Source organism: Saccharothrix deserti (genome assembly GCF_009769385.1).
GTDB lineage: Bacteria > Actinomycetota > Actinomycetes > Mycobacteriales > Pseudonocardiaceae > Actinosynnema > Actinosynnema deserti.
This window is the reverse complement of the sequence record NZ_VKAB01000015.1, coordinates 68,012-93,475: the sequence shown is the minus strand read 5'-3', so window position 1 is coordinate 93,475 and position 25,464 is coordinate 68,012. Positions and strand designations below refer to the sequence as shown.

28 protein-coding genes are annotated in these 25,464 nt (G+C 70.1%); 11 read left to right on the top strand and 17 right to left on the bottom strand.

Annotated elements, in window-relative coordinates; genetic code table 11:
- Window positions 1-9: 9 nt before the first annotated feature.
- On the top strand, window positions 10-852 hold the full coding sequence (locus FM051_RS24070; protein WP_158847045.1) for an aminodeoxychorismate lyase: 843 nt from the start codon (window positions 10-12) through the stop codon (window positions 850-852).
- Window positions 853-1,032: 180 nt separating this feature from the next.
- Here FM051_RS24070 and FM051_RS24065 read toward each other — a convergent pair whose 3' ends face one another.
- From FM051_RS24065 to FM051_RS24025, 10 genes are all read right to left on the bottom strand, one after another.
- Entirely contained in the window at window positions 1,033-2,004 is a 972-nt protein-coding gene (locus FM051_RS24065) for a 5-oxoprolinase subunit C family protein (protein WP_158847044.1), read from the bottom strand.
- Complete coding sequence (gene pxpB, locus FM051_RS24060; RefSeq protein WP_158847043.1) at window positions 2,001-2,606, bottom strand: 5-oxoprolinase subunit PxpB; 606 nt, start codon at window positions 2,604-2,606, stop codon at window positions 2,001-2,003. Before pxpB ends, FM051_RS24065 begins: the two co-directional genes overlap by 4 nt.
- 91 nt (window positions 2,607-2,697) lie before the next feature.
- A complete protein-coding gene (locus tag FM051_RS24055) occupies window positions 2,698-3,333 on the bottom strand; it encodes a heme-binding beta-barrel domain-containing protein (protein WP_158847042.1) in 636 nt (211 codons plus the stop codon).
- Between the two features lie 209 nt (window positions 3,334-3,542).
- Window positions 3,543-3,842 carry a DUF1416 domain-containing protein gene (locus FM051_RS24050; RefSeq protein WP_158847041.1) on the bottom strand — a complete coding sequence of 100 codons (300 nt, stop codon included), beginning with the start codon at window positions 3,840-3,842 and terminating at the stop codon, window positions 3,543-3,545.
- A 1-nt stretch (window position 3,843) separates the two neighbouring features.
- On the bottom strand, window positions 3,844-4,689 hold the full coding sequence (locus FM051_RS24045) for a sulfurtransferase (protein WP_158847040.1): 846 nt from the start codon (window positions 4,687-4,689) through the stop codon (window positions 3,844-3,846).
- Between the two features lie 24 nt (window positions 4,690-4,713).
- On the bottom strand, window positions 4,714-5,166 hold the full coding sequence (locus tag FM051_RS24040; RefSeq protein WP_158847039.1) for a DUF4395 domain-containing protein: 453 nt from the start codon (window positions 5,164-5,166) through the stop codon (window positions 4,714-4,716).
- Window positions 5,167-5,272: 106 nt separating this feature from the next.
- Entirely contained in the window at window positions 5,273-5,350 is a 78-nt protein-coding gene (locus FM051_RS54025) for a putative leader peptide (protein WP_360462167.1), read from the bottom strand.
- A gap of 66 nt (window positions 5,351-5,416) precedes the next feature.
- Complete coding sequence (locus FM051_RS24035) at window positions 5,417-5,842, bottom strand: TlpA family protein disulfide reductase (protein ID WP_158847037.1); 426 nt, start codon at window positions 5,840-5,842, stop codon at window positions 5,417-5,419.
- Entirely contained in the window at window positions 5,843-6,643 is an 801-nt protein-coding gene (locus FM051_RS24030) for an LmeA family phospholipid-binding protein (protein ID WP_158847035.1), read from the bottom strand.
- Window positions 6,640-7,431, bottom strand: a complete 792-nt coding sequence (locus FM051_RS24025; protein WP_420803621.1) for an alpha/beta hydrolase family protein — start codon at window positions 7,429-7,431, stop codon at window positions 6,640-6,642. The genes FM051_RS24030 and FM051_RS24025 overlap by 4 nt, the downstream gene beginning before the upstream one ends.
- A 174-nt stretch (window positions 7,432-7,605) precedes the next feature.
- On the opposite strand from FM051_RS24025, the gene FM051_RS24020 reads away from it, so the two are divergent.
- The 10 genes from FM051_RS24020 to FM051_RS23975 all read left to right on the top strand — a co-directional run bounded on the left by FM051_RS24020 (window position 7,606) and on the right by FM051_RS23975 (window position 16,860).
- Window positions 7,606-8,361 (top strand): winged helix-turn-helix transcriptional regulator, encoded by a 756-nt coding sequence (locus FM051_RS24020; protein ID WP_158847031.1) that lies wholly within the window; start codon window positions 7,606-7,608, stop codon window positions 8,359-8,361.
- A gap of 79 nt (window positions 8,362-8,440) precedes the next feature.
- Window positions 8,441-9,319, top strand: a complete 879-nt coding sequence (gene mshD / locus FM051_RS24015) for a mycothiol synthase (RefSeq protein WP_158847029.1) — start codon at window positions 8,441-8,443, stop codon at window positions 9,317-9,319.
- 194 nt (window positions 9,320-9,513) lie between these two features.
- A complete protein-coding gene (gene pstS / locus FM051_RS24010; RefSeq protein WP_158847027.1) occupies window positions 9,514-10,632 on the top strand; it encodes a phosphate ABC transporter substrate-binding protein PstS in 1,119 nt (372 codons plus the stop codon).
- A 37-nt stretch (window positions 10,633-10,669) separates the two neighbouring features.
- Complete coding sequence (gene pstC, locus FM051_RS24005) at window positions 10,670-11,725, top strand: phosphate ABC transporter permease subunit PstC (protein ID WP_158847026.1); 1,056 nt, start codon at window positions 10,670-10,672, stop codon at window positions 11,723-11,725.
- Window positions 11,722-12,636 carry a phosphate ABC transporter permease PstA gene (pstA, locus tag FM051_RS24000; RefSeq protein ID WP_158847025.1) on the top strand — a complete coding sequence of 305 codons (915 nt, stop codon included), beginning with the start codon at window positions 11,722-11,724 and terminating at the stop codon, window positions 12,634-12,636. The genes pstC and pstA overlap by 4 nt, the downstream gene beginning before the upstream one ends.
- A 10-nt stretch (window positions 12,637-12,646) precedes the next feature.
- Window positions 12,647-13,423 carry a phosphate ABC transporter ATP-binding protein PstB gene (gene pstB / locus FM051_RS23995; RefSeq protein WP_033436541.1) on the top strand — a complete coding sequence of 259 codons (777 nt, stop codon included), beginning with the start codon at window positions 12,647-12,649 and terminating at the stop codon, window positions 13,421-13,423.
- A 207-nt stretch (window positions 13,424-13,630) separates the two neighbouring features.
- Window positions 13,631-13,990 carry a hypothetical protein gene (locus FM051_RS23990; protein WP_238412612.1) on the top strand — a complete coding sequence of 120 codons (360 nt, stop codon included), beginning with the start codon at window positions 13,631-13,633 and terminating at the stop codon, window positions 13,988-13,990.
- Between the two features lie 48 nt (window positions 13,991-14,038).
- Window positions 14,039-14,545, top strand: a complete 507-nt coding sequence (locus tag FM051_RS23985) for a DUF3558 family protein (protein WP_158847023.1) — start codon at window positions 14,039-14,041, stop codon at window positions 14,543-14,545.
- A gap of 18 nt (window positions 14,546-14,563) precedes the next feature.
- The gene (locus tag FM051_RS23980; RefSeq protein ID WP_158847022.1) at window positions 14,564-16,063 is read left to right on the top strand and encodes a hypothetical protein; all 1,500 of its coding nucleotides are present in this window, start codon (window positions 14,564-14,566) and stop codon (window positions 16,061-16,063) included.
- Complete coding sequence (locus FM051_RS23975; RefSeq protein WP_158847021.1) at window positions 16,060-16,860, top strand: ESX secretion-associated protein EspG; 801 nt, start codon at window positions 16,060-16,062, stop codon at window positions 16,858-16,860. The genes FM051_RS23980 and FM051_RS23975 overlap by 4 nt, the downstream gene beginning before the upstream one ends.
- Here FM051_RS23975 and phoU read toward each other — a convergent pair.
- From phoU to FM051_RS23940, 7 genes are all read right to left on the bottom strand, one after another.
- Complete coding sequence (phoU, locus tag FM051_RS23970; RefSeq protein ID WP_158847020.1) at window positions 16,857-17,525, bottom strand: phosphate signaling complex protein PhoU; 669 nt, start codon at window positions 17,523-17,525, stop codon at window positions 16,857-16,859. The two genes, FM051_RS23975 and phoU, sit on opposite strands and share 4 nt — an antisense overlap.
- An 81-nt stretch (window positions 17,526-17,606) precedes the next feature.
- Complete coding sequence (locus tag FM051_RS23965) at window positions 17,607-21,101, bottom strand: LCP family protein (protein WP_158847018.1); 3,495 nt, start codon at window positions 21,099-21,101, stop codon at window positions 17,607-17,609.
- Window positions 21,102-21,311: 210 nt separating this feature from the next.
- Window positions 21,312-22,175 carry a GGDEF domain-containing protein gene (locus FM051_RS23960; RefSeq protein ID WP_158847016.1) on the bottom strand — a complete coding sequence of 288 codons (864 nt, stop codon included), beginning with the start codon at window positions 22,173-22,175 and terminating at the stop codon, window positions 21,312-21,314.
- Between the two features lie 180 nt (window positions 22,176-22,355).
- On the bottom strand, window positions 22,356-22,814 hold the full coding sequence (locus FM051_RS23955) for a hypothetical protein (protein WP_158847014.1): 459 nt from the start codon (window positions 22,812-22,814) through the stop codon (window positions 22,356-22,358).
- The gene (dusB, locus tag FM051_RS23950) at window positions 22,807-23,955 is read right to left on the bottom strand and encodes a tRNA dihydrouridine synthase DusB (RefSeq protein WP_158847012.1); all 1,149 of its coding nucleotides are present in this window, start codon (window positions 23,953-23,955) and stop codon (window positions 22,807-22,809) included. Before dusB ends, FM051_RS23955 begins: the two co-directional genes overlap by 8 nt.
- A gap of 60 nt (window positions 23,956-24,015) precedes the next feature.
- Window positions 24,016-24,585 (bottom strand): hypothetical protein, encoded by a 570-nt coding sequence (locus FM051_RS23945; protein ID WP_158847010.1) that lies wholly within the window; start codon window positions 24,583-24,585, stop codon window positions 24,016-24,018.
- 125 nt (window positions 24,586-24,710) lie between these two features.
- Window positions 24,711-25,211, bottom strand: a complete 501-nt coding sequence (locus FM051_RS23940; RefSeq protein ID WP_158847008.1) for a GNAT family N-acetyltransferase — start codon at window positions 25,209-25,211, stop codon at window positions 24,711-24,713.
- Window positions 25,212-25,464 lie beyond the last annotated feature (253 nt).

The following is a 25,464-nucleotide window of genomic DNA, read 5'->3' as shown; positions in this document are numbered from 1 at the left end:
TCTCACGGTATGCGCGTGCTCGCACTACTGGACGGAACCCTGGCCGACCCCGACGCCCCGCTGATCCGGGTCGACGACTTCGGCCTCATGCGCGGCGACGGGATCTTCGAGACGATCCTCGTCGTCGACGGCAAACCGCGGGAGCTCGGTCCCCACCTGGACCGCCTGGCCCGCTCGGCGGCGATGCTCGACCTGCCCGAACCGGACCGCGCGGCGTTCGAGCGCGCCGTCGACCTCGTCCTCGACAACTGGACGGGTGGCGCGGAGATCGCGTTGAAGCTCGTCTACACCCGCGGTGTCGAGGGCGGCGACGGCACGCCGACCGGTTTCGCGCTCGGCATGGACATCGCGGCGAAGGTGATGGCGCAGCGCGTCGACGGCATCGCCGCCGTCACCCTGGACCGGGGGATCGAGCCGGGTCTGATGGAGCGCGCGCCGTGGCTGCTGCTGGGCGCCAAGTCGCTGTCGTACGCGGTGAACATGGCCGCGATCCGCGAGGCCGAACGGCGCGGCGCGTCCGAGGTCGTGTTCACCACGTCGTCCGGCTCGGTGCTGGAGGGGCCGACGTCCACGCTGATCATGGCGCGCGGCCGCACCCTCACCACGCCGCCCGCGAACCTGGGCATCCTGCCCGGCACCACGCAGGCCGCGCTGTTCCGGGCCGCCGAGCGCGAGGGCTGGACCGTCGAGGTGCGGCCGATCGCGGTGGACGACCTGTACTCGGCGGACGGCGTGTTCCTGGTGTCGAGCGTCCGCAAGATCACCCGCGTGCACACGTTGGACGGCAAGACGCTGCCCGACTCCACTGAGCTGCACGCGCAGCTGGCCGACCTGTACGAGTCGGAGTACTGAGTTTGATTGCCGCTCCTCCGGAGACGGCGGGCTCGGTCGCTGGGAGGTCGATCGTTCGCGCCTGATTTTCCGGCGATCGAAGAGCGTGATCGCCGGAAAATGAGTCGCGAACGATCGACGCGACCTCGCGTGGTGGCTGGCCTCTGGTCCGCAGACGGCGGCGAGGTCGCGGGCAGCGGTTCAGGCCTGGGGGGTGAACCGGAGTCGGGTGCCCGGTGGGGCCTGGCCCAGTAGCGGGAGGACGTACTCCGGGACGACGCCGATCACCGGGTAGCCGCCGGTGGTCGGGTGGTCGGCGAGGAAGACGACGGGGCGGCCGTCGGCCGGGACCTGCACCGCACCGGTGATCAGGCCTTCGCTGGGCAGTTCCTGGCCGACCCGGCACGGGACCCGGTCGAGGGCGGTGCCGGTGAGGCGGATGCCGACCCGGTTGCTGCGGTCCGACACCGTCCAGCGGCCCTCGCGGAGTTGGCGTTCCGGGTTGTCGAACCAGTCGTCACGGGGGCCGAGGAACACGGGGACGACCAGCTCGTCCGGCACCTGCACGGGGACCAGCACGTCGACGCCCACCGGTACGCCGGTCGGATCACCGAGCGGCAGTTCGTCGTCGGGCTGGAGCGGGGCCGGGCCGAGGCCGGAGAGCAGGTCGGTGGACCGACTGCCCAGGTCGGCCGGGACGGTGATGCCGCCGGACACCGCGACGTACGACCGCAGTCCGCCTTCGGGTGTGCCGAGGGTGAGGGTGTCGTCGGGGGTCAGGTGCAGCGGTGAGTCGCGGAGGACGCCGTTGACCAGGACGGGGGTCGACGGGCCGGTGACGGCGACCGTGCAGGAGGCGTTGGCGCGCAGGGACAGGCCGCCGAGGAGGACTTCGAGGGCGGCGGCGTCCTCGGGGTTGCCGACCAGGCGGTTGGCGAGCTCGAACGACGGCACGTCCAGGGCGCCGGAGGGTGGGACGCCGAGGTGGGCGTTGCCCGGCCGGCCCAGGTCCTGGATCAGGGTCTGCGGGCCGGTGCGCAGGACGGTGAGGGTGCGTGAGTGTTGAACTCGGGGGTCCTGAACGTTCGACTCTCGCGCTCTGAGTGTTCGACTCTCGCGTTCTGGGGGTAGGACTCTCGCGTTCTGGGCGTAGGACTCGCGCGGCGGGGTCATCGGGTGGCCTCGAAGCGGACGCGGTGGCCGGGGGTGAGCAGGGCCGGGGTGGGGCGGCGCGGGTCGAACAGCGGGGCGTCGGTGCGGCCGATCAACCGCCAGCCGCCGGGGGTGGCACGGGGGTAGGCGGCGGTGTACTCGCCGGCGATGGCCACCGAGCCCGCCGGGACCTTGGTGCGCGGCGAGTCGAGGCGGGGTTGGTGCAACGGTTCCGGCAGACCGGTCAGGTAGGCGAAGCCGGGGGCGAAACCGCAGAACGCGACCTGGTAGGTGGCGCCGGCGTGCAGGTCGACCACCTCGGCGGTGGTCAGACCCGCGGTTTCGGCGACCAGGTCCAGGTCGGGGCCGTCGTAGCGGACCGGGATGACCACCTCGTCGGAGACCGTCCGCGGGCGGTGCGCGAGGTCTGCGGTGGCCAGGATTTTGCGGACTGCAGGCAATGTGCCGGGTTCGGTGACGACCAGGACCGTGCGGGCCGCCGGCACCAGCTCGACCACGCCCGGCAGCTCGGCCGCCTCGACCGCGGCGCGCACGGCTTCCACCTCGCCGAGCGAGTCCACCTCGACGAGCACCGCGTTGGTACCGCAACGCCGCAGCTGCATACGTACAGCGTAGATCCTGTGAGGATTGTTGAACAATCTGTGTTTGATGGCCGCTGCTCCGCAGACGGCGACCTCGCGGGGTGTCGGGCTGTCAGCCGACGATGCGCTGGAGGTGTGCCGAGGTGTGCGGCTGGAGGGGTTGGCCGACCATGGCCCGCTCCTCGACGTACGCCAAATCGCCGTTGTTCACGATGCCGTACAGCCGCTGCGCGCCGGTGACCTCCTTGGCGGTCGCCGTGCGGATCACCGCGTCGGTGCCCAGCTCCCACGACGTCTGCGTGCGCGGCTTGCCGTAGTACAGCTCCACGATCCCGGTGTTGTGCGTGAGCAGCACCTCGATCGTGTCGTCCGGCTGGGGGCGCCAGAAGCCGGTCTCCCGCGCCGCCTGGCGGATCACCGCGCCGTTCTCGTCCAGCAGCCACGACCGCGCCTCGTAGTACAGGAACGGGCGGCCGTCGTGGGCGAAGGTGATCTGCTGCCCGAACCGGTACGGGCCGTCGATCGTCGGGTACACGACTTCGCCCTCACCGCGCCACACGCCGACCAGCGGCAGCAGCGCCAGGCACGCGTCGTGCAGCGAGGGACCGGAGCGCAGGTTCGCGGTGTCCGCCGGGATCGGCAGGTCGTCGAACTGCGGCAGGTTGCGCGCGCCGGTCACGGAGGCGCGCGAAGCGGCGGCCTGGACGGCCGCGTCACCACTGCCCGGAACGGGCCCGTTGTCGTTCACCGCTGGTCGGAGAACAGGCGGTACACCACGTACCCGGCGAACCACACGACCAGCAGGGACACGAGGATCAGCAATCCTGTGAAGAAGTGTTCCACCCGCCGAGTTTATCGTCCCGGCCCGGAAAGCGGCCGACCCCGGTGGCGAAGGCCACCGGGGTCGGCGAGAGGTAGCGCCGGCAACCAGCCCGTGCGCTCCTCGGGTCACACCGCTCAGGCCACCGCGACCTCGACCGGGTGCACGCCCGGCCCCTCCGCGTTGACCGACGCCTGCCCGTTGCCCGACCGGTGCAGCGCGCGGATGGTCCACGTGCCCGGTGCGGCGAAGAAGCGGAAGTCGCCGTCCGCCGAGGACACGACCTCGGCGGTGAACTCGCCGGACGCGTCCAGCAGTCGCACGAACGCGCCACCGACCGGACCGCCCTCGGAGCGGACCTTGCCGGTCAGCACGACCTCGTTCGCGCCCACCTGGATGTCCGCACCCTGCTCGGGTGCACCACAGCTGCTGCTCATGTCAGGCCTCCTTGCCGCTGCCGAGCTCGACCGGCACGCCGACCAGCGAGCCGTACTCGGTCCAGGAACCGTCGTAGTTCTTCACGTCCTCGTGGCCGAGCAGCTCGTGCAGCGCGAACCACGTGTGCGACGAGCGCTCGCCGATGCGGCAGTAGGCGATCGTCTTGCGCGAGCCGTCGAAACCGGCCTCGCCGTAGATCTCGGCCAGCTCCTCGTTCGACTTGAACGTGCCGTCCTCGTTGGCCGCCTTGCTCCACGGCACGTTGATCGCGCTCGGGATGTGGCCGGCGCGCTGCGCCTGCTCCTGCGGCAGGTGCGCGGGCGCCAGCAGCTTGCCGGAGAACTCGTCGGGCGAGCGCACGTCGACCAGGTTCTTGTTGCCGATCGAGTCCACGACCTCGTCGCGGAACGCGCGGAGCGCCAGGTTCTGCTCCTGGGCGGTGTAGGTGGTCTTCGCGCGTTCGACCGGCTCCTTGTCCAGCGGACGGCCGTCGAGCTCCCACTTCTTGCGGCCGCCGTCGAGCAGCTTCACCGCGTCGTGGCCGTAGAGCTTGAAGTACCAGTACGCGTACGCGGCGAACCAGTTGTTGTTGCCGCCGTAGAGGATGACCGTGTCGTCGTTGGAGATGCCCTTGGCGGACAGCAGCTTCTCGAAGCCCTCGCGGTCGACGAAGTCGCGCCGCACCGGGTCCTGGAGCTCGTTCTTCCAGTCGATCTTCACCGCGCCGGGGATGTGGCCCCCGTCGTAGGCGCTGATGTCCTCGTCCACCTCGACGAACACCACGCCGGGCGTGTTGAGGTTCTCCTCGGACCAAGCGGCCGAGACCAGGACGTCTTCACGGCTCATCGAGCTGCTCCAATTTCTTCGTTCTTACTGCGAGGGTGTCGACTGGGGTCGGGCGAGTGCGGGTGCGTAACGGCGCAGGAGCAGGAACATCTCGCAGCCGAGGCACAGGCCGAGCGCGGCGTTGAGCAGCGCGGAGACCAGCGCGGCGGACGTCGCGACGACTCCGAGCGCGGTGAGGCCGGTGGCGTACCCGATCGTGCCCACCAGGGCGAAGACGAACCCGACGCCCTGCGCGAACCGCAGCGGGGCGGCTTCCTCGCGTTCGGTCGTCGGCTTGATCCTCGGCTGCACGGCGTACCGGTAGACGTGGCCCCACGGGTTGAGCTTGAGCGAGATGAACGCGCACAAGCCGAACAGCACGGTCTGCGCGGCGAGCAACCGCCACGAGCCGGTCAGCAGCACGACCGCTAATACGACGGTGGTGATCCAGGCGCTGAACCGCGGACCACGCGGGTCCACGGGGGCATCTTTCGGCACGGCGACCTCCTGACGGTGGACAAGACTGGGCAGTCCGTCTTCAGGCGGTGGTAGGGGCAGGCGCACACGTCCGTCAAGGGCGTGCGGGCCGCCGGTAACCGCCCGGTCAGCGCGCCGCGCGACACAGGCTGCTGCGCACGCGGCACAGGTCCACCGCGAGTCGCTTGGTCAGCAGCGTGGTCATGGGATCGAGCCTAGCCGCTGATCCCTGCTGTCGGGAGGGGCGTCCATCTGATGGGAGTTCCCAGGTTCACCCGATCGGGTCAGGCAGATGTGGGCGCAAAGCCGCGATGAGCGTGTCCCGCTTCGGGATGCCGCCGACGCGCAGGAGTTCCGCGCCGGACGCGTCCAGCGCCAGCGTCGTCGGCGCGCGCAGCACCCCGAGATCCGCCGCGACCTCCGGCAGATCGGTCACGTCGAGTTCGACGTGCCGCAGCCCTTCGGTGCGGCCGGCGAGGTCTTCGAGCAGTGCTCGCGTCTGCCGGCAGGTGGTGCAGAACGTCGTGGAGATCTGGAGCAGCGTCACGGGGGTGTCGGGGGCCAGCAGGTCGCGCACCGGCGCGGGCAGGCCGTCGCGTGGTTTCGCCTCGCGGACGCGGCCGTTCTGCACGCGCAGCGCCACGCCGATCACCGCCACCACCACTACCGCGCCGAGCAGTGCCCAGACCCCGGTCATCTAGCTGCCGCCCTCGTCCAACGGGATGTTGTTGATGGCGCCTTCCACGGTGAACGCACCGCTCTCCACTTTGACAGCGGTCGGCGTCACCGTGAAGGGCAGCGCGCCCGGGTCGATGGTCACGCTCAACGCCTCGCGCACCACGCCGAGCACCGCGTCCAGCCCGGCCAGCGTGGTGTCGTCCAGCTCGACGTCGTTCATCCCGATCATCACCTGGCCGTTGACCAGCGACACCGTGCCGTACGCGGTGATCCGGATGGTGCGGCCGGCGACCTTGGTGTTGCCGGACAGCTTCACCGCCGCGACCGTCGGGTCCGGCTCCTGCCCGGCGGGCAGCTCGGTGCGGGTGTCCGGCTCGATCGCCATGTCGGTGAACGGCGTGACCTGGTTGACCAGCCGGTTCAGGTCGTTCGCCTTGATCTTGACGCTGCCCTTGACCTGGTCGATCTTCGCGCCGCGGGTGTTGCCGGACAACAGGTCCGACAGGCCGATGCGCACGTGGTAGAGGTTCGCCTGGATCTCCAGGTCGCGCAGCTGGTCGCGGACGGGGACGCCGGTGGCGCTGATCTCGATGTCCCGGTAGTCGCCGCCGATGGCCTGGGTGATGAACGGGAAGCCGTTGATCCGGACCGACGGGTCCTCGCTCAGCCCGAACTTCTCCCGCATCTTCTGCGCGACCTGGTACTCGCCCGCCGCGGCCAACCCGAAGTCGGCCGCGACCAGCAGCGCGCCGACCACGAGGGCGGCGATGATCAGCTTGCGCCCGCGGGTGGGGCGGCGCTTGGTCTCGGTCGCGGTCATCGCCTGCCCTTTGTCCGATCGTCGTCTTCTGCCGAGTGCGGTCTGGCGGGGTGCTGCGTGGTCGGGTGCTGCGAGCGTTCGTCCAGCCAGGTCGCGATCCGGTCTACCAGAGCCGGCGTCATCGCCGACTCGGCGTGCCTGATGCCGGGCTCCAACCACAGCTCCGCCGCGCCACCCGCCGCGCGGTGCAGCGCGACGGCGTGCGCGGGACCGAAGTAGTGGTCCTGTTCACCGTGCACGATCAGGAGTGGGGTGGGGGTGATGCGGTGCACCACCTCCAGCGGGCTCTCCGGCACCGTCCGCCACGGCGGGCCGAGGCGCACGCCCAGCGCACGGGCGGCGAGCCGGCCGTGCGGCTGTTCGAGCAGCCAGTGCACCCGGCGCATCGCCACCGTGTCGCGCACCCACCAGCGCGACGGCGCGCTGACCGCCGCGACGGCGTCCGGTTTGTCCTCGTGCAGGCCGGCGTGGCGCAGGGCGATGGACGCGCCCATGGAGAACCCGACCGTCACCACGCGTCGGTACCCGAGATCACGGGCGAGCGAAACACCGGCCGCGAGGTCGTGGATTTCGTCACTGCCGACGCCGGACCGCCCGCCGGACCGCCCGTGGCCCCGGAAGTCCAGTGCGATGACCCCGCCACGCCGTGCGAACCGCTGCAACACGCGTGAAACGAAGGGCTTGCGGACGTGGTTCGTGAAGCCGTGACCCACCACGAATGCGAGATCCGTCACGGACTGTGTTGATCTCACATGCACACCGTGCAAGAGGATGACATCGTGTGACATGGATGTAACAGGCATGACGCTTGTGGAAACAACTGTGACTCTGACCTGCTGACCTGGGTCTTTCGTGGTGTGCACCGGTATTGTCTCCGTCATCCGCAGGCAACGGGGCCCGGTCACCGTACTTCGCTGTGCTTGGTCGGTGACCAAGCACCGGCCGAACGAGAGGGCGCCGCGATGAGTATCGACGTGCTGCTGTTGACCACCGACTCCGACCCCGAGGCGGTTCTCCCCGCGCTGTCGCTCCTCCCGCACGAGGTGCGTCCGCTGCGGCCGGAGGTCTCGGCGCTGCTGGAAGCCGGCCCGCACGACATCGTCCTGGTCGACGCCAGGACGGACCTGGTCGCCGCGCGCAGCCTCTGCCGGCTGCTCGACTCCAGCGGTGTGGACGTGCCCGTGGTGGCGATCGTCACCGAGGGTGGTCTGGTCGCGGTGAACTCCGACTGGAGCGTGGACGAGATCCTGCTCCCCACCTCCGGCCCGGCCGAGGTGGACGCCAGACTGCGCCTGGTGCGCTCCCGGCGCGGCACCACGCAGCCCGGTGGCGACGGCTCGTTGCAGCTCGGCGAGCTGGTCATCGACGAGGCCACGTACACCGCGCGGCTGCGCGGCCGTCCGCTCGACCTCACCTACAAGGAGTTCGAGCTGCTCAAGTACCTGGCGCAGCACGCCGGCCGGGTCTTCACCCGCGCCCAGCTGCTCCAGGAGGTCTGGGGCTACGACTTCTTCGGTGGCACCCGGACGGTGGACGTGCACGTCCGGCGGCTGCGCGCCAAGCTCGGCCCCGAGCACGAGTCGCTGATCGGCACCGTGCGCAACGTGGGCTACAAGTTCGTCCGTCCCCCGCGTCCGGGCAGCACCCGCCGCGTGGACCACGCGATCGAGCCGCCGGAGACCGCGCTCGACGAGGCCGAGCTGATCTTCCGTGCTTGATTGCCGCGCCTCCGGCGCGGCGGCGAGGTCGCGTCGGTAGGTCGAGGCGACCTCGCGGTGGTCCACTAGGTTTCCCCGTGTGGAATTGACCTGGTTCGAGGAAGTGTCCCCCGAGCAGGCCGACGAGATCTCCGGCCTGCTCGGGGCTGCCCAGTCCGTCGACGGTGTCGCACCCGTCGGCGAGGCCGTCGTGCTGCGGTTGAGCCCCGGCGCCCGTGGGAGCAACCACCTCTTGGCCCGTGACGACGGAGCCCTGGTGGGCTACCTGCACTTGGACGTCTTCGGCGATTCCGACGGCAACGAGGTCGCCGAGCTGGCCGTCCACCCCGACCACCGCCGTCGCGGTGTCGGCGGCGCGCTGGCCGACGCCGTGGCCGACCGCGCCAAGCCCCTGCGGATCTGGTCGCACGGCGGCCACCCCGGCGCCGAGGCGCTCGCCGCCAAACTCGGCTACCACAAGGTCCGCGAGCTGCTGCGCCTGCGCCGCCCGTTGGACGCCGACCTGCCCGAGCCCGTGCTGCCCGACGGCGTCACGCTGCGCTCGTTCGTGCCGGGCCGGGACGAGGCAGCTGTGGTCTACGTCAACCACCGCGCGTTCTCGTGGCACCCCGAGCAGAGCGCGATGAGCATCGAGGACGTGCGGCAGAAGGAAGAGCAGCCGTGGTTCGACCCGGCCGGTTTCCTGCTGGCGGTCGACGCGGACGAACGGCTCCTCGGCTTCCACTGGACCAAGGTGCACACCGCCGAGCTGGGCGAGGTGTACGTGGTGGGCGTCGACCCGGCCGCGCAGCGCGGCGGTCTCGGCAAGGCCCTCACCCTCGCGGGTCTCACCCACCTCCGCGACTCCGGGCTCTCCGAAGTGATGCTGTACGTCGAATCCGACAACGCTGCGGCACTGGCCGTGTACAACCGGTTGGGATTCACGCTTTGGGATTCGGACGTCCAATACGCCCGGTAGTGACAAACCCATCACGTCATGCAAACGTGCAGGTCACGGGACACCCAAAAGGCGGTGTACTCAGTCACCTCCCGTGTGGTGTTCACCTTCCGTTAACTTCCTCCTGGGGGCCTGTCCACCCTCGCTGCCTACCGTCCGTGTCGAGCGGCGGAGGTTCGCCGCGAAATCCGCTTCCGTAGCTGGAGGACTCTCAGGTGAAGACCAAGCGACACGGCGCCGTACTCGGCCTGATCGCGGCCGGTGCGCTTCTGCTCACCGCGTGTGGCAGCGACTCGAACGTCCCCGAGGGCCAGGCGCCGGCGACCGGTGAGGCGTCCGTCCCGGTCGAGTGCGGTGGCAAGTCGAAGCTGAGCGCCGAGGGTTCCTCCGCGCAGAAGAACGCGATGGACACGTTCGTCCAAGCGTACCAGCAGAAGTGCTCCGGCTCCGACCTGGCCTACAACGCCTCCGGCTCCGGCGCGGGCGTCAAGCAGTTCATCGCCGGCCAGGTCGACTTCGGCGGCTCGGACTCGCCGCTGTCCGAGAGCAAGGGCGAGGTCGCGAGCGCGGCCGAGCGCTGCAAGGGCAACCCGGCCTGGAACCTGCCGCTGGTGTTCGGCCCGGTCGCGATCGGCTACAAGCTCGAGGGTGTCGCCGACCTGACGCTGACCGGCGAGGTCGCCGCCAAGATCTTCAACGGCACCGTCAAGAAGTGGAACGACCCGGCCATCGCGGCCTTGAACAGCGGCGCGTCGCTGCCGGACAAGGACATCAAGGTCGTCTACCGCTCGGACGAGTCCGGCACCACGGACAACTTCCAGCTGTACCTCCAGGCCGCCTCGAAGGGCGCCTGGACGCAGGGCGCGGGCAAGCAGTTCAAGGGCGGTGTCGGCGAGGCCAAGGAGAAGTCCGCCGGTGTCGCGCAGGCCACCGGCTCGGTCGACGGCGCCATCACCTACGTCGAGCTGTCGTTCGCGCAGGAGAACAAGCTGTCCGTCGCCAAGATCGACAACGGCTCCGGCCCGGTCGAGCTGACCAACGAGTCGGTCGGCAAGGCCATCGACGGCGCCACCATCAAGGGCACCGGCAACGACCTGGTGATCGACCTGAACTCGATCTACGGCTCCACCACCGCGGGCACCTACCCGCTGCTGCTGGCCACCTACGAGATCGTCTGCTCCAAGGGCTACGACGCCGACACCGCGAAGGCCGTCAAGGCGTTCCTCACGGTCGCGGCGACCAGCGGCCAGACCGGTCTCGCGGACGCGGGCTACGCTCCGCTGCCGAAGGCCTTCCAGGACAAGCTGCTGACCGCCATCCAGGCCATCGCCTGATCAGGCAGCCCGCACACTCTCCGGGAACGCCATTGCGATGAACGACCGCACTGTGGCCCCACGCCCCGCGGGCACCGGTTCGACCGGTGCCCGCGAGGGCGTTCCGGCTCCTCGACCCGACTCGGAGGCTCCGATTCCCCCGACCACGGAAGCCGAAAAGAAGACCGTCGTCCGGCCGGGCGACCGGATCTTCGCAGGCCTGGCCACCGGGTCGGGCATCTTCATCGTGGTCCTGATCGCGGCGATCGGCATCTTCCTGCTGCTCCAGGCCATCCCGTCGCTCGCCCTCGACCAGGTCAACTTCCTGACCAGCCGCGAGTGGTCCACCGGTGACGTCAGCAACATGCGCTACGGCATCCTGGACCTGCTCCTGGTGACCGTGGTGTCGTCCGCGTTCGCGCTGATCATCGCGATGCCGATCGCCCTGGGCATCGCCCTGTTCCTGACCCAGTACGCGCCGCGCCGGCTCGCCCGGCCGTTCGCCTACGTCATCGACCTGCTCGCCGCCGTGCCGTCGATCATCTTCGGCTTGTGGGGCCTGCTCGTGCTCGGCCCGGTGCTCACCCCGATCGGCGAGTGGCTGACCTCGACCCTCGGCTGGATCCCGCTGTTCGCCGAGGGCAACGTCAGCATCGAACTGGGCGGCACCATCTTCACCGCCGGCATCGTGCTGGCCGTGATGATCCTGCCGATCATCACCGCGGTCAGCCGCGAGGTGTTCGACCGCACGCCGGTCACCCACGTCGAGGGCGCCATCGCGCTCGGCGCCACCAAGTGGGAGGTCGTGCGGACCACCGTGCTGCCGTTCGGCAAGGCCGGTTACGTCAGCGCCTCCATGCTCGGCCTCGGCCGCGCGCTCGGTGAGACGATCGCGTTGACGATCATCCTCAGCGGCACCGGTGCGGCGTTCGCCTGGAGCCTGTTCGACGGCGGCGCGACGTTCGCGTCCAAGATCGCGCTGGCCGCCCCCGAGTTCAACGACCCGCGCACGGCGGGCGCGTACATCGCCGCCGGCCTGGTGCTGTTCGTGCTCACCTTCGGCGTCAACGCCATCGCCCGGTCCATCGTCGCCGGTCACAAGGAGTACGAATGACGACCGACACGGCGGACCTGAACCGCCTCGCCACGCCGCCGACGTTCCAGAGCGTCAGCGGCGCGCGCAAGCTCAAGAACGGCATCGCCACCGCCCTGGTGTACGGGGCGTTCCTCATCGCGATCGTGCCGTTGGTCTGGGTGCTGTACGTGGTTGTCCAGCGCGGGTTCCCGGTGGTGCTGGACGCCGACTGGTGGCAGAAGTCGCTGTCCGGTCTGCTGTCCCGCCAGCAGGGCGGCGGTGTCTACCACGCGATCTACGGCACGCTGGTGCAAGGCCTGGTCTGCGGTCTGATCTCCGTGCCGCTCGGCCTGTTCGTCGGTGTGTACCTGGTGGAGTACGGCGGCCGGTCCAAGCTGTCCCGCGCCACCACGTTCATGGTCGACATCCTGACCGGTGTGCCGTCCATCGTGGCCGCGCTGTTCGTCTACACGCTGTGGATCACCTACTTCGGCTTCGGCCGCAGCGGGTTCGCGGTGTCGCTGGCGCTGGTGCTGCTGATGGTCCCGGTGATCGTGCGGACCACCGAGGAAATGCTGAAGATCGTGCCGGACGAGCTGCGTGAGGCGTCCTACGCGCTCGGCATCCCCAAGTGGAAGACGATCGTGAAGGTCGTCATCCCCACGGCGCTGTCCGGCATCGTCACCGGCATCATGCTGGCCCTGGCCCGGGTCATGGGCGAGACCGCGCCGGTGCTCGTGCTCGCCGCGTACGCGCCGTACATCAACTACAACCTGTTCGAGGGGCCGATGGCCTCGCTGCCGTTGCTGATGACGTCGGAGCGGAACAACCCGACGCAGGCCGGTTTCGAACGGATCTGGGGTGCGGCGATCACCCTGGTCATCATCATCACGCTGTTCAACCTGCTGGCTACCGTGATCTCGCGGTGGCTGGCTCCGAAGACGAAGTGAGCGGGCGGTCATGGCCAAGCGCATCGACGTGAAAGACCTCAACCTGTTCTACGGCAAGTTCCACGCCGTGGACGGTGTTTCGCTCGCCGTGCCGCCGAAGAACGTGACGGCGTTCATCGGCCCGTCCGGTTGCGGCAAGTCCACCGTGCTGCGGTCGTTGAACCGCATGCACGAGGTGGCGCCGGGTGCGCGGGTGGAAGGCACCGTGCTGCTGGACGGGGAGGACATCTACGCCTCGTCGGTGGACCCGGTGCAGGTGCGGCGGACCATCGGCATGGTGTTCCAGCGCCCCAACCCGTTCCCGACGATGTCCATCCGGGACAACGTGGTGGCGGGCCTGAAGCTCGCGGGTGAGCGGAACAAGAAGAAGCTCGACGAGGTGGCCGAGCGGTCGTTGCGCGGGGCGAACCTGTGGAACGAGGTGAAGGACCGCCTCGACCGGCCCGGCGGCGGGTTGTCCGGTGGTCAGCAGCAGCGGCTGTGCATCGCGCGGGCGATCGCCGTGCAGCCGGACGTGCTGCTGATGGACGAGCCGTGCTCGGCGCTTGACCCCATCTCGACTCTGGCGATCGAGGATTTGATCACGGAGTTGAAGAAGGAGTACACGATCGTCATCGTGACGCACAACATGCAGCAGGCCGCGCGGGTCAGCGACCAGACCGCGTTCTTCAACCTGCTGGGCGTCGGTCAGCCGGGTCGGCTGATCGAGGTGGACGACACGGAGAAGATCTTCTCCAACCCGAGCCAGAAGGCCACGGAGGACTACATCTCCGGCCGTTTCGGCTGATCACCTGGTCTGTGTGCGAGAGCCCTCCCACCTGCGGTGGGAGGGCTCTCGCGCGTTCGGGTGAGTGTGGAACCGGACACCTGTCGGTGCCGTCAAAATCGAGACATGGTCCTCCGTTCGGGGGTACCGTGACCGTTGGGATCGGCAGACTCGCAGGGGGTAACCGTGGCGGCGGAAGGTGCGTGGAGCGCACAGTCCATGCAAGCTATGACGGCCAACATGGTGGGCTTGAAGCAGGCCGCCGAGTCTGGCTCGTTCGCCATCAGCGAGGCTGGCGCTCAGGAGTACTTGAAGGCGATCGACGCCGCGGAGAAGGACCTGCGCAAGCTCGACATCGACCTGCAGGTCCTCAGCCAGCAGACGAAACTGGGCACCAGTCCCGATGCCGTCGCGATGGCCCGTTATAACCAGGACGGCGCGCACGGCGGAGCTGGCACAACCGGAATCATTCCCGCGGTCAAGCAGTTGAGGTCCGCGTTGGACGAGGCCCGCCAGGCGCTCCAGAAGGCGATCGAGAACTATCGCGAGGTCGACAGCTCGAACGCGAGCACCTACAAACGCTACTGAGGGTGGAGACAGTTGATCAAGGGATTGTCGGCTCGCGTCGTACTGGCGTTGACGGTGTTCGGCGCGGTTGCAACCGGCTGCACTACGGGGGGAACCGCCACGCCGGGAACTACCGGGTCCACGCCGACCGAACAGACCTCGGACACCACGAGCACCAAGCCGTCTACCGGTGGTGGCTCGCTGGCGGACTTCGACACGTGTGGGGCTCTGAACGCGGTGGCCCCCCAGTTGAACCTGACCGAGATCACGCCTGATGACGCTGACAAGTGCGACGCGGAGTTCTCCCCGACCACATCAGTGGCGCTCCAGATCTGGCCCGACAAGGGGCTCGCTGACGTGGTCACCACCACCGGCGAGGTGTCGAGCACCACTGTCGGCTCTCGCAAAGCCACGATGCTCAAGGGATCCACCACCGATGAGTCGTGCCTCATCGCGGTAGAGGTCACCGCCACGTCGAGGGTCGACGTCGTTGGCTCCTCGAACAACTCGCAGGCTGACTCGTGCGACGCCGTGACCAAGGTCGCTACCGCAATCGAACCGAAGCTGCCGAAGTAACCCAGGGGGGAGAACGTCGTGACGCCGCCGAACTCGCAGCCGCCGTACTCGCAGCCGCCGCAGAACAGCCAGGCGACCCAGGTCACCTACGCCGGTGAGAACGAGGCCGCGCTGCGTGCTGAGTTCGAGCAGGGGCAACGGGATAATCCCGGCCTATTCGGCATGTTCGAGACCATCGCCGACTACGCGCGCTACAAGCAGCAATCGGCGCAGTACCAGGCCAATCAGGAGAAGCAACTCGAGCAGGTGGTGGAGAACTACCGCCCGCCGCTCTCGCCCGCCGGGTCCCACTACATGGGCTACGACCACAACGCTCTCAAGGCCATGGTCACCGACAACATGGCGCCGAGCACCGCCAACGAGCAGGGCGAGGCCTGGACCAAGATCGGCAACACGCTGGCGGAGTTGCAGACCAACCTGACCAACGCCACCGCCGCCAGCAAGGGCGCCTGGCAGGGCGCGGCGGCGGAGTCGGCTCAGGGCTACTTCACCAACGTCGCCACCTGGTCCGGCAACGCCGCTCAGGGCGCGCAGCTCACCGGTAACAAGCTCTACACCCAGAGCACCGCCGCCGAGCAGGCGAAGAACTCGATGCCCGAACCGGTCCAGTTCAGCACCGGCGACGCCTACAAGATGTTCTTCTCCGAGCCCAACCCCTTCAAGTGGGCCGACACGATCAACCAGATCGAGCAGAAGTTCGAGGAGAAGCAGCAGGCCCACGAACGGGCGGCTGAGGTCATGACGACCATGTCCACGAGCTTCCAGGAGTCGGGCTCCACCATGCCCGCCTTCTCCCCGCCCCCGCCCATGGACAGCGGCGGCGGCACGGGTGACTCGAACCAGACCGGCACGGGGCAGATCGGCGGCCGGCCGACCATCCCCAGCGGCACCGGGACGGGTACCGGCACCGGTATGGGCGACTTCAGCGTCCCCAGCGGCACCAGTGGTGGCAACACCAACCAGTCCGGCTGGAACGGTCCCGGCGGTGGCAACACGAACCTGCCCGGCACTGGCGGCGGCAACACCAACGTGCCCCCCGGCGGCGGCAACGGCCTCTACCCGCCCGGCGGTCCCGGGCTCTACCCGCCCGGCACCCCGCCCGGTGGACGGCAGACCGTGCCGCCCGGTGGACGCGGCGGGCAGAACGGGCCCGTTGGTCGCGGACCCGGCGGTGGCGGTATGGAGGGTGGCCGAGGCCCCGGCGGCATGGCCGCGGCCGGTCGCGGTGGCATGGGTGGCGGTGGCTTCGGCCCCGGCGGTAGCGCGGGCACGCTCGGTGAGACCGCTCGGTCCGGCTCCGGTGGCTTCGGTCCCGGCGGCAGCGGTGGCCTCGCCGGCGCCGGTGCGGCGGGTCGCGGTGGCGCGGCGGGCATGGGTGCCGGTATGGGCGCCGGTGCCGGTGGCGCCCGCGGTCAGGGTGACGAGGACAAGGAGCACAAGGCCGCGTCGTACCTCGTGGAGACCGAGGACGTCTTCGGCGACGGCACCATGGTCGCTCCGCCGGTCATCGGCGGGTGAGCGTGTTCTCGTTCGCCCTGTCCCACGCGGCGGCCGACATGCTCTGGGAAGACCTGAAGCTCGGCAGCCGTCCCTACCCGTTCGAATTCCCCTACCTCGGGCAGACGATCGACGAGCGGCGCGGCATCCGCAACGCCGTCTACCGCGATCTGGAGTCGCGCGGCCTGGCCAATCGCGGCCGGGTCGCGCCCGAGGTGGAGGAAGCGCTCACCCTGCTGGTCCGCTTCGACTTCTCCCTCAACGCCGTCGCCTCGCTCGACCCGCGCAACGTCGAACGCCAGCTGCTGGCGCGCGGCGGCGCGGTCGGTGAGAACGCGGCGCTCGCGGTGATGGACGACCGGCAGATCAAGGTCGACCTGATGCGCTCGCCCGCCCTGCTGCGCACGATCGTCGACCTCGTCCCCGGCTCACGGCCGGGCCCCGGTCAGTCGATCACGGTGCCGATGCCCTCGTCCGCACCGCCGCCACCGCCGCGCCGGGACGACGACTTCGGCAACGCCACCTTCACCCAGGCCATGGCACCGCGCTCCACCGCGTCCACGCAGGTTCGCGCCCTGGAAGCCGTGTTCGAACGCCCGCGCCTGCGCGCCGGCCAGTTCGGCGTCACGGTGCGCGGCAGGCACGGCCGGGAGCAGCGGGCACCGCAGGTCGCCTGGTTCGACAACGACCAGGGCCGCTACATGTCGCAGACGCGGCAGGGGCAGGACGGCCGCAAGTGGCTCACCCACGCCCCCGCCGACAACGCGCGCATCGCCGCCCAGCTCGCGCAGGAGCTGAACGGCCTGCTCAACAACTAGGGCGTTTCGGTGGTGGTGCCGTAGCCGGGCATCCGCCCGGTCACCACGAAGACGGTGCGCTTGGCCACCGACACCGAGTGGTCGGCGAACCGCTCGTAGAACCGGCCGAGCAGCGTGGTGTCGACCGCCGACGGCACGCCGTGCGCCCAGTCCTTGTCCATGATCACCGTGAACAGGTGCCGGTGCAGGTCGTCCATCGCGTCGTCGGCGTCCTCCAGCGACCGCGCCCGCTTCACGTCCTGGGTGCGGATGATGTCGGTCGCCTCACGCGCCAGCTCCACCGCGATGCGGCCCATCTCGGCGAAGTACGGCCGTACCGTGTCCGGCAGCACCGGGTTCGGGTGCCTGCGCCGCGCGGCCTTGGCCACGTGCAGCGCCAGGTCGCCCATCCGCTCCACGCTCTCGGCCGCGTGGATCACCGCGAGCACGACGCGCAGGTCCGTGGCGACGGGAGCCTGCAGCGCCAGCAGCGCGTACGCCTGCTCCTCGATGTCGGCGCGCATGTCGTCGATCTTGGAGTCGTCGCCGATCACCTGCTCGGCGAGGGCGAGGTCCGCCCCGAGCAACGCGGAGGTCGCGCGCTCCATGGCGTCGCCGGCCTTCCCGCACATGTCCGCGAGTTGGTCGGCGAGGTGTCCGAGCTGGTCGTGGTAGGCCTCACGCATGGGCGTCAGCCTACGTGCGGGTCATCGCGGTAGCGACCCGCCCTGGTGAACCCGTGATGAACCCAAGACGTCCAGTCGGTCTCAGGCACAGGGGTCCTGTGCGGCGTTCACCACGTCCAGGTCCGGGGGCGGTGCCGTCTTGCCCGGATCGGCGCCGCCCCCCCCTTGCGGGGCGTTGATCTCCTCGTTCCAGTCGGAGCCGATCACCAGCTGCACCGCACCGCCCATGGCCACGTCGAACACCAGCGTCGCGCTCGGCACCGAGGACGCGAGCGTCGCTGCGGCGTCCTCACCGCCGATCCCGTACCTGACGACGGTCTTGTCGGTGGCCGGGGCGTTACCGGCGCTGACCACGTCGTAGCCCAGTTCCTCCAACGCGTTCTCGGCGATGCCCGCCGCGCCGTCGTAGTCCGGGTCGCCGTTGCGCACCTGGATCTTCAGGCCCTTGTGGTCGATGACCTTGCCCTGCTTGGGGCCGGCCGGTGTCGTGGTGGTCGCCTGGGTCTGGTTCGGGTCCGGCGCCGTCGTGTCCGCGGCCTTCTCGTCCGGCAGCGGCGTGCCGTCGATGATCGCCTGGAACAACGCCTTGGTGTCGGCTTCCTTCAACCGCTCCAGGTTGTCGCCGGGGTCCAGCGTCGGACCTTCCTCCGTCACGTGCGGGATGGTGACGAAGGTGACCCGGCCCGCTTCCAGGCTCTGCAACGACTGCGCGAGCGTGAGCATGTCGTTCACGCCGATGTTCTGACCGACGGTCGACGCGGCGAAGGCGTTGAGGAACGCGTTGAGCTTGCCCGGGTTCAGCAGGATCTCGGACGACAACGCCTTGCGCAGCAACGCCGACAGGAACTTCTGCTGCCGCGTGACGCGGTCGAAGTCGGTCTTGCTCGTGCCGTCGACCTTGCGGGCCCGCACGTAGTCCAGCGCCTTGTTGCCGTCGATCTGGAACTTGCCCGCCTTGTCGAAGATGACGCCCAGCTGGTCGTCCTTCATCGGCTGCGACACGCACACCTCGACGGTGCCGATGGCGTCGACCATGCCCTTGAAGCCGTTGAAGTCGACGCTGATGAAGTGGTTGATCTCCAGGCCGGTCAGCTCGGTCATGAACTTGCTGACGCACTTCGGCCCGCCGTCCGCGTAGGGCGTGTTGGCCTTCACGTCCTCTTGGGGGGCGAGCTGGGTGCCGGTGTACTGGCCTGTGTCGGGGTCCCAGTCCTCGCACGCCGGGCGGGTGATCAGGAGGTCGCGCGGCACGGAGACGACGACCATGCGCTTCCGGTCGGCCGGGATGTGCGCGAGCATCAGCACGTCCGAGCGCGCGCCCTCCTCGGACTTCGCGTCGCCGACGCCGTCCTCCGGCTTGGCGCCCGCGCGGGTGTCCGAGCCGACGATGAGGAAGTTCTCGTCGCCGAGCTGCTTCTCCGCCTGGTGCACCGCCTCGGAGTTCGTGCCCAGCGCTTCGATCTCGGTGATCTTGCTGTCGATGTAGAGCATCGCGCCCCAGCCGAGGCCGGTCGACACGAACACCAGGACGGCGGCGGTCAGCGCGACGACCTTGACCGTGCGCACGATCTTGCTGTGCTTGGCCGTGCGGACGCGGCGGCGCGGGGTGTCGTCGTCGTCCGGGACGTCGACCGGTGACGCGAACTCGGTGGCGTCCTCGTCGTGGTCGGCCTTCCACGGCATGAGCTTCTGGCGGCGTTCCTTGCGCAGGCGCTCCTGCTCGGCCAGTTCGTCGTGGACGGCGGAGAAGCGGGCCAGCGTGTGGTCGACCTCGCGACGTTTCTTGACGTCGTCGCTGATGGCCTCCATCTCGGTGGTGAGGCTGGCCGGGTCGATGGCCTCGCGCGGCTCCGGGCCTCCGGCGCCGAGGCGGTCGGCGATGACGGGCGGGGCCTGGTCGAGCGCGGCGGCGCTCTCCTCGAGGAACCTCCGACCGGTTGCGTCACCGGCCGGCCTCGGGCCGTTGCCGTCGATGGGGCCGCTGGGTGGGCCTTCGGCGAGGCGTCGTGGGCCGTTGCCGTCGATGGGGCCGCTGGGTGGGCCTTCGGCGAGGCGTCGTGGGCCGTTGCCGTCGATGGGGCCGCTGGGTGGGCCTTCGGCGAGGCGTCGTGGGCCGTTGCCGTCGATCGGGCCGCTCGGCGGACCGTCGGCGAGGCGACGGGGGCCGCTGCCATCGGGACGGCGGCCGTTGAGGTCTTCGAGTGGAGCGCCGGGAGGGCCTTCGGCTAGGCGACGTGGCCGACCGGCGTCGTCGATCGGTGCGCCGGGCAGGTTCTCGGCCGGCCGGCGCGGGCCGCTGCCGTGGGGCCGACGTCCGGTCGGGTCCTCGATCGGCAGACCCGGCTGCGGGCCGTCCGCGAGACGGCGGGGGTCGGCCAGGTCTTCGGGCCGCGGGCGTTGGTTGGTACGGGGACCGTCCGCACCCGGGATGCCGGGGTGCGGGCGCTGGCCGGTGTGCTCACCGGGACGCGGGCCTTCCGAGAGTCGTCGACCGATGCCTTCCGGTGCACCTTCGGCGGCCCGGTGGCCCGGCGCGCCGACATCGTCCGGTCGGGCGCGCCGGCCCGTGCCGTCGGCCGGTCGACGCGGACCGTCGAGGTTGTCGGGACGCTGGCGCGGGCCGTCGACCAGGTCTTCGGGACGCTGGCGCGGACCAGTGCCGCGCGGGCCGTCGACCAGTGGCACGCCGCCCTCGGCCGAACGCCGAGGTGTGTCAGGGGCGAGGTCTTCCGGGCGCTGGCGCGGTCCGCTGCCGTCGGGGAGCCGTCGACCCGGCGCGGCGCCGGGGAGGTCCGGGCGCGGACGCCTGCCGGTGCCGTCGGCGGACCGTCGCGGTGCCGCGGTCGGGTCCTGCGGGTTGTCCAGGTCGTCGGGACGCCGCGGGCCGCCTTCGGGGTGTGGCCGGCCGTTGGCGGGAAAGCGCCTGCTCGCCTCGCCGGGTACCTCGGGGCGCGGGCCCGCTCCGGGTGCGGGACGCCCGGGGGCGACCTCGTCCGGTCGTCCCGCGTAGCCGTTCGCGGGGCGTCGGTCCTCGGCGAAGCGCCGTCCACCGGCGTCACCGGGGCGTACCTGGCCCGGTTCCTCGGCACGGCGGCGGCCGTCCTCCGGCAGGGGGCGCGGCGTCCGGGTGCCGGTGCCCTCACCCGCCGGGGCGAAGTAGTCGTTCGACGGCGGCGGTGCGGCGGAACGCCTGCCCACGGGCGGCGCGCCGTTCGTCGGCCTCGGTCGGGTGCCGGTGTCCTCGGGTGACGGTGCGGCGTAGTCCGGTGGCGGAGCCTGCCTGCGCGGCGGCGGCTCCGGGGCGGCGCGTCGGCCGGTGCTCTCCGGGGCGCGGCCGTTCGAGGGCGGCGCGGGTCTGCGGGGCGGCTCTGGCTCGGGCGCGGCGCGCCTGCCGGTGTCCGACGGACCGGGTGGGACCGGGCGCGGGAGGTTCGTGCGGCTGTGCTGCTCCAGCAGTTCGGACACGCTCAGCCCGCCACCGTCCAGAGACCTGCGGCGACGGCCGGTCGACTGGTCTTCCTGCGGGGCCTGGTCACCTCCGGGTCCGGGGCCGCCACGGCGGGGCTCGTCGGGCACCCGGTCTCCCTTCAGCTTCGGTCATTAGTCGGTCGTCATCACGAGTTGACGACAGCAAGGACACATTGGTTGCACCAACGGCGTGTCACTTGCCTTGGCGATACTACGGATGACGGCCAGTCCTGACGACCACTCCCGGTGATACAGGGGTCGCCAGTACTCAGTTACGCGCAGCGGGCTACGTCCGAAAGGGTGAGTTGACCGCCGGTCTCAGTAACCGGCGACCCGTGATTCGGCTATCGCGCGTCGCCCGGAAGCGGCACCCGCGAGGCGGACGCGGCCGTTCTCGCGATAGGCGACCGCGTTGCGTCCTGACTGCTTGGCCGTGTACAGGAGGCTGTCCGCGCGCAGTAGCTGCTGCTCGGGAGCGACCGGCGGACGTGTCGGCGACTCCGCGGCGGGCGGCTCATAGGCCAAACCAATACTGACGGTCACTCGCAAACCCGGTGCGAGGGATGCCCAAGCGTGACGCTCGACACGCAACCGCGCCGACTCGGCGAACTCCACCGCCGGCGCGGCCTCCAGGCCGGGTAGCACGAGGACGAACTCCTCGCCGCCGTAACGGGCGCAGAACGCGCCCTCCGGCAGCTCTTCCTGGAGCAGTTCGACCACGCGCTGCAACACCCGGTCGCCCAGCAGGTGCCCGAACGTGTCGTTCACCTGCTTGAACCAGTCCAGGTCGATCAGCGCGATGGCCAGGCCGGACGCCGTGGCACCGCGCTCGGCGACCATGTCGAGGAGTCGCTCGTCCAGGTATCTGCGGTTGTAGCTGTCGGTGAGGCTGTCGCGCAGGCTCTGCTCGCGCGCCTCGGCGTGCTCGCGGCGCAGCCGGTCGACCTCCCGGCGCAGCTGCTCGGGCACCTGCGGCTGGTCGTCCTGGTCGGCGTAGACCAGGTCGAACGCGGACCGGAGGTGCTGGTAAGCCTGCCGCCACTGGCCTCTGGAGGCGAGCAGCGTGGCGATCGACTCGTGCAGCTGCACCAGGCCGGTGCCCTCGCTCTCGGACGCGGGCATGCCCCCTCCGGGCTCGCCGTCGTTGTCGAACTCGGCGACCTCGGGTCGCAGTGCGGTCATCGCGCTCACCTCCCTCCTTGCCAAGGTGTCGTCTGATACGAGGTGACGCTTGAGCGAGTGGGACGCGTCAAAGTGGGATTTCCCTCTACTGGTTGACCGTGCACTGCTCCGAACTAGTGACGTTCGGTGATCAACACGTCCCAATGTGTGCCTAGCGTGTTCGAGCAGCTCAGTCGCGACTCAATTGACGCAAGGGGCGAAGCCGTAAGCCTTGCCGTTCAGCAGCACGACGTGCTGCGACCCGATCTGGCTGCCGACCTCGGAGCCCTCTTGCACCACGGTAAGCGTTACCGCGACGACCAGCACGACACCGCGCGGGTGCTCGTCCTCGCCGGGCGGCGCCCACTCCGGGTCCAGGCGCAGCGTGGACATGGTGGGCTGCACCCTGATCGTGCCCGCGGGCAGCTGGCAGTCCTCGTCGCGGAAATCCGGGTGCTGGGTGTCTTTGAGCAGGTCACGCTGTTCCGACGTGCCCTGCACGCCCGCCTCGTTGAGGTCGGCGAAGTAGCCCGTCACCAGTTCCCGCTCCACGTCGGTGACCTGGAGCGGACGTGCGGTGCCGGTGATCGTGGAGCCGCACCCGGCCAGCAGGAGGGCACACGCCACCGCCGTCAAGGCGCGCGCGACCACGTCAGCCACCCGAGTGCATCTCGTCGGCGCCGGCGGGCACCGTGGCGTCCTCCGGGTCGTCCAGCCAGCCCTCGGGCAGCACGACCTTGCCGGGGGAGCCCTGCCGGCCGCGCGGTTCGTCGGCGTTGTCCGGGAACTCCAGGGTCGGGTCGAGCCTGCCGACCAGGTCGTCCAACTCGGTGAGGGTGGAGACCATGGCGAGGTTGCGCCGCAGCTCCGCGCCCACCGGGAAGCCCTTCAGGTACCAGGCCATGTGTTTGCGCAGGTCGCGGATGCCCTTGTCCTCGCCGAGGAAGTCCGCGAGCAGCGCGCCGTGGCGGCGCAGGATGTCCGCGACCTGGCCCAGCCGCGGCCCCCGCGGGATCGGCTCGCCCCGGAACGCCGCCTGCAACTCGCCGAACAGCCACGGCCGGCCCAGGCAGCCGCGTCCGACGACGACGCCGTCACAGCCGGTCTCGGCCACCATGTCGAGCGCGTCCTGCGCGCTGAAGATGTCGCCGTTGCCCAGCACCGGGATGCTGGTCACGGCCTCTTTCAGGCGGGCGATGGCCGACCAGTCGGCCTGGCCGGAGTAGCGCTGGGCCGCGGTGCGGGCGTGCAGCGCAACCGCTTGCGCCCCCTCGTCCTCGGCGATGCGCCCGGCGTCCAGGTAGGTCAGGTGGTCGTCGTCGATGCCGATGCGGAACTTGACCGTCACCGGCACCCCGGCGGGTTCGGCGGCGCGCACGGCGGCCCGCACGATCTGCCGGAACAGCTGCCGCTTGTACGGCAGCGCGGCGCCGCCGCCCTTGCGGGTCACCTTCGGCACCGGGCAGCCGAAGTTCATGTCGATGTGGTCGGCCCGGTCCTCGCCCACGATGATCTTCGCGGCTTCGGACATCGACTTCGGGTCGACGCCGTAGAGCTGCATCGAGCGCGGGCTCTCGCCCTCGCCGAAGGTGATCATCTGCATCGTCTTGGAGTCGCGTTCGACGATCGCGCGGGCGGTGATCATCTCGCAGACGTAGAGCGAGGTGGGGCTGCCGAACTCGCGGCAGAGCTGTCGGAAGGCCACGTTCGTGATGCCCGCCATGGGCGCGAGCACGACGGAGGGATCGACCAGGTACCGGCCGATCTTCAGTGGCTTGGTGGCGTGCAGCGCGGTGGACATCGCCGTCCATTGTCACCCAGGCCCGTCAGTGGCGGTCGCCACATCGCGAATCGCCGCACGTCACCGTTTCGACTGGGCGGTGGCGAGGACGTCGCGGACGTGGCGCGCGTTGTCGATCTCGACCAGCAGCGGGAGGTACGGGCCGGGTGAGCGGCTGCCGATCAGCGAGAACATCGACTGCTCGGCCCGGAGTTCGTCGAGCACCCCGTGCCCGCCGAAGCTGATCGTGTCGACCGGCACGTCGCCGCGGCTCAGCACGGGCGGAGGCAGGTCTCGCAGGTAGGCGCTCCGCTCTTTCCGCCCACGGAGGCCGGACGTCGTGACCACGACCCGCCGGTTGGTGATCGTGTAGGTGGAGGAGCGCAGCGCCAGCCACCGCACGAGCAGGCGACCGAACACCAGGTGCAGGCCCATCAGGACGAAGAACCAGCCGAAGGCCAGGAAGAAGTCGGAACCACCGCTCCGGGTCACCGCGGCCAGCCAGAAGATGGTGAACCCGGACCACGCCAGGCTGAACGGCACCATCAGCAGGTCCGCGCGGTTGAACACCGGGAACCGCGTGGGCGCCCCGGCCCAGAGCACGTGTTCGCCAGGGTGGAGGTCGACCTGTCTCAGGCGATCGGCACCCATGTTCCGCTCCCCCGGTCGGTTGCCCGACAGTGTCTCCCGAACCGCGGTGTCACGGACGCGATATCGCCGAGTTGCGCGCTCCGCACCCGTCCCGCGCGTGACGTCCGGGTCGGTTTCTCGGGCCGCTATGCCTTGGAGGGCAACAGCTCCACCCCCCAGTCGTTGCACCGCATCCACCGACCCGGCGGGTACTCGAAGTCGGCTTCACCGAACAGGGTGAAGCCCGCCTTGCGGCACACCGCGTTCGACGCCGGGTGGTCCACCGACGGGAACGCCCGTGCCCACGCGTGCGTGCCCTCCGCCCGTGCGGCCTCCACCACCGCCCGCGCCGCCGCGGCGGCCACCCCGCGCCCTTGGAACTCCGGCAGGACGGCCCACCCGACCTCCCAGACCGCCTCGCCCCGCCAGTGCTTCTCCCAGTACCCGACACTGCCCGCGGGCGTCCCGTCGACCTCCACCCGGAACATCCGGCCGTCGCCCAGCACGAGGTAGCGCCGGTGGCGGTTGAGGACCTTGTCCTCGGACTCCGGGCCGCCGAGGTGGGTCGTCATCTCCGGTGCGTTCAGCCGCCGCAGCAACCCGAGGTCGCCCTCGGACCACGGCTCCACGCGGACGTTCGCGGTCATGGGGGCAGGATGCCGGCGCGGTCTGACAATTCCGGTGTCCGCGCAGGTCGGAACGGCACGGTGAGGCATCCGAGGCGGGCACCGGCCGAACCCGCCCACCGTTCACCGAACTGCCAGTCGACGCGCGGGTCGTAGCTGGTCAGTTCCCCGGACACGGACACGGACGTGAACGAGGCCGCGAGAGCGAGGCCGCAGCGAGGTGCATGAAACCTCTCTATCCGGCCACGCGTGGGCACACCAGTCCCGTCACCCG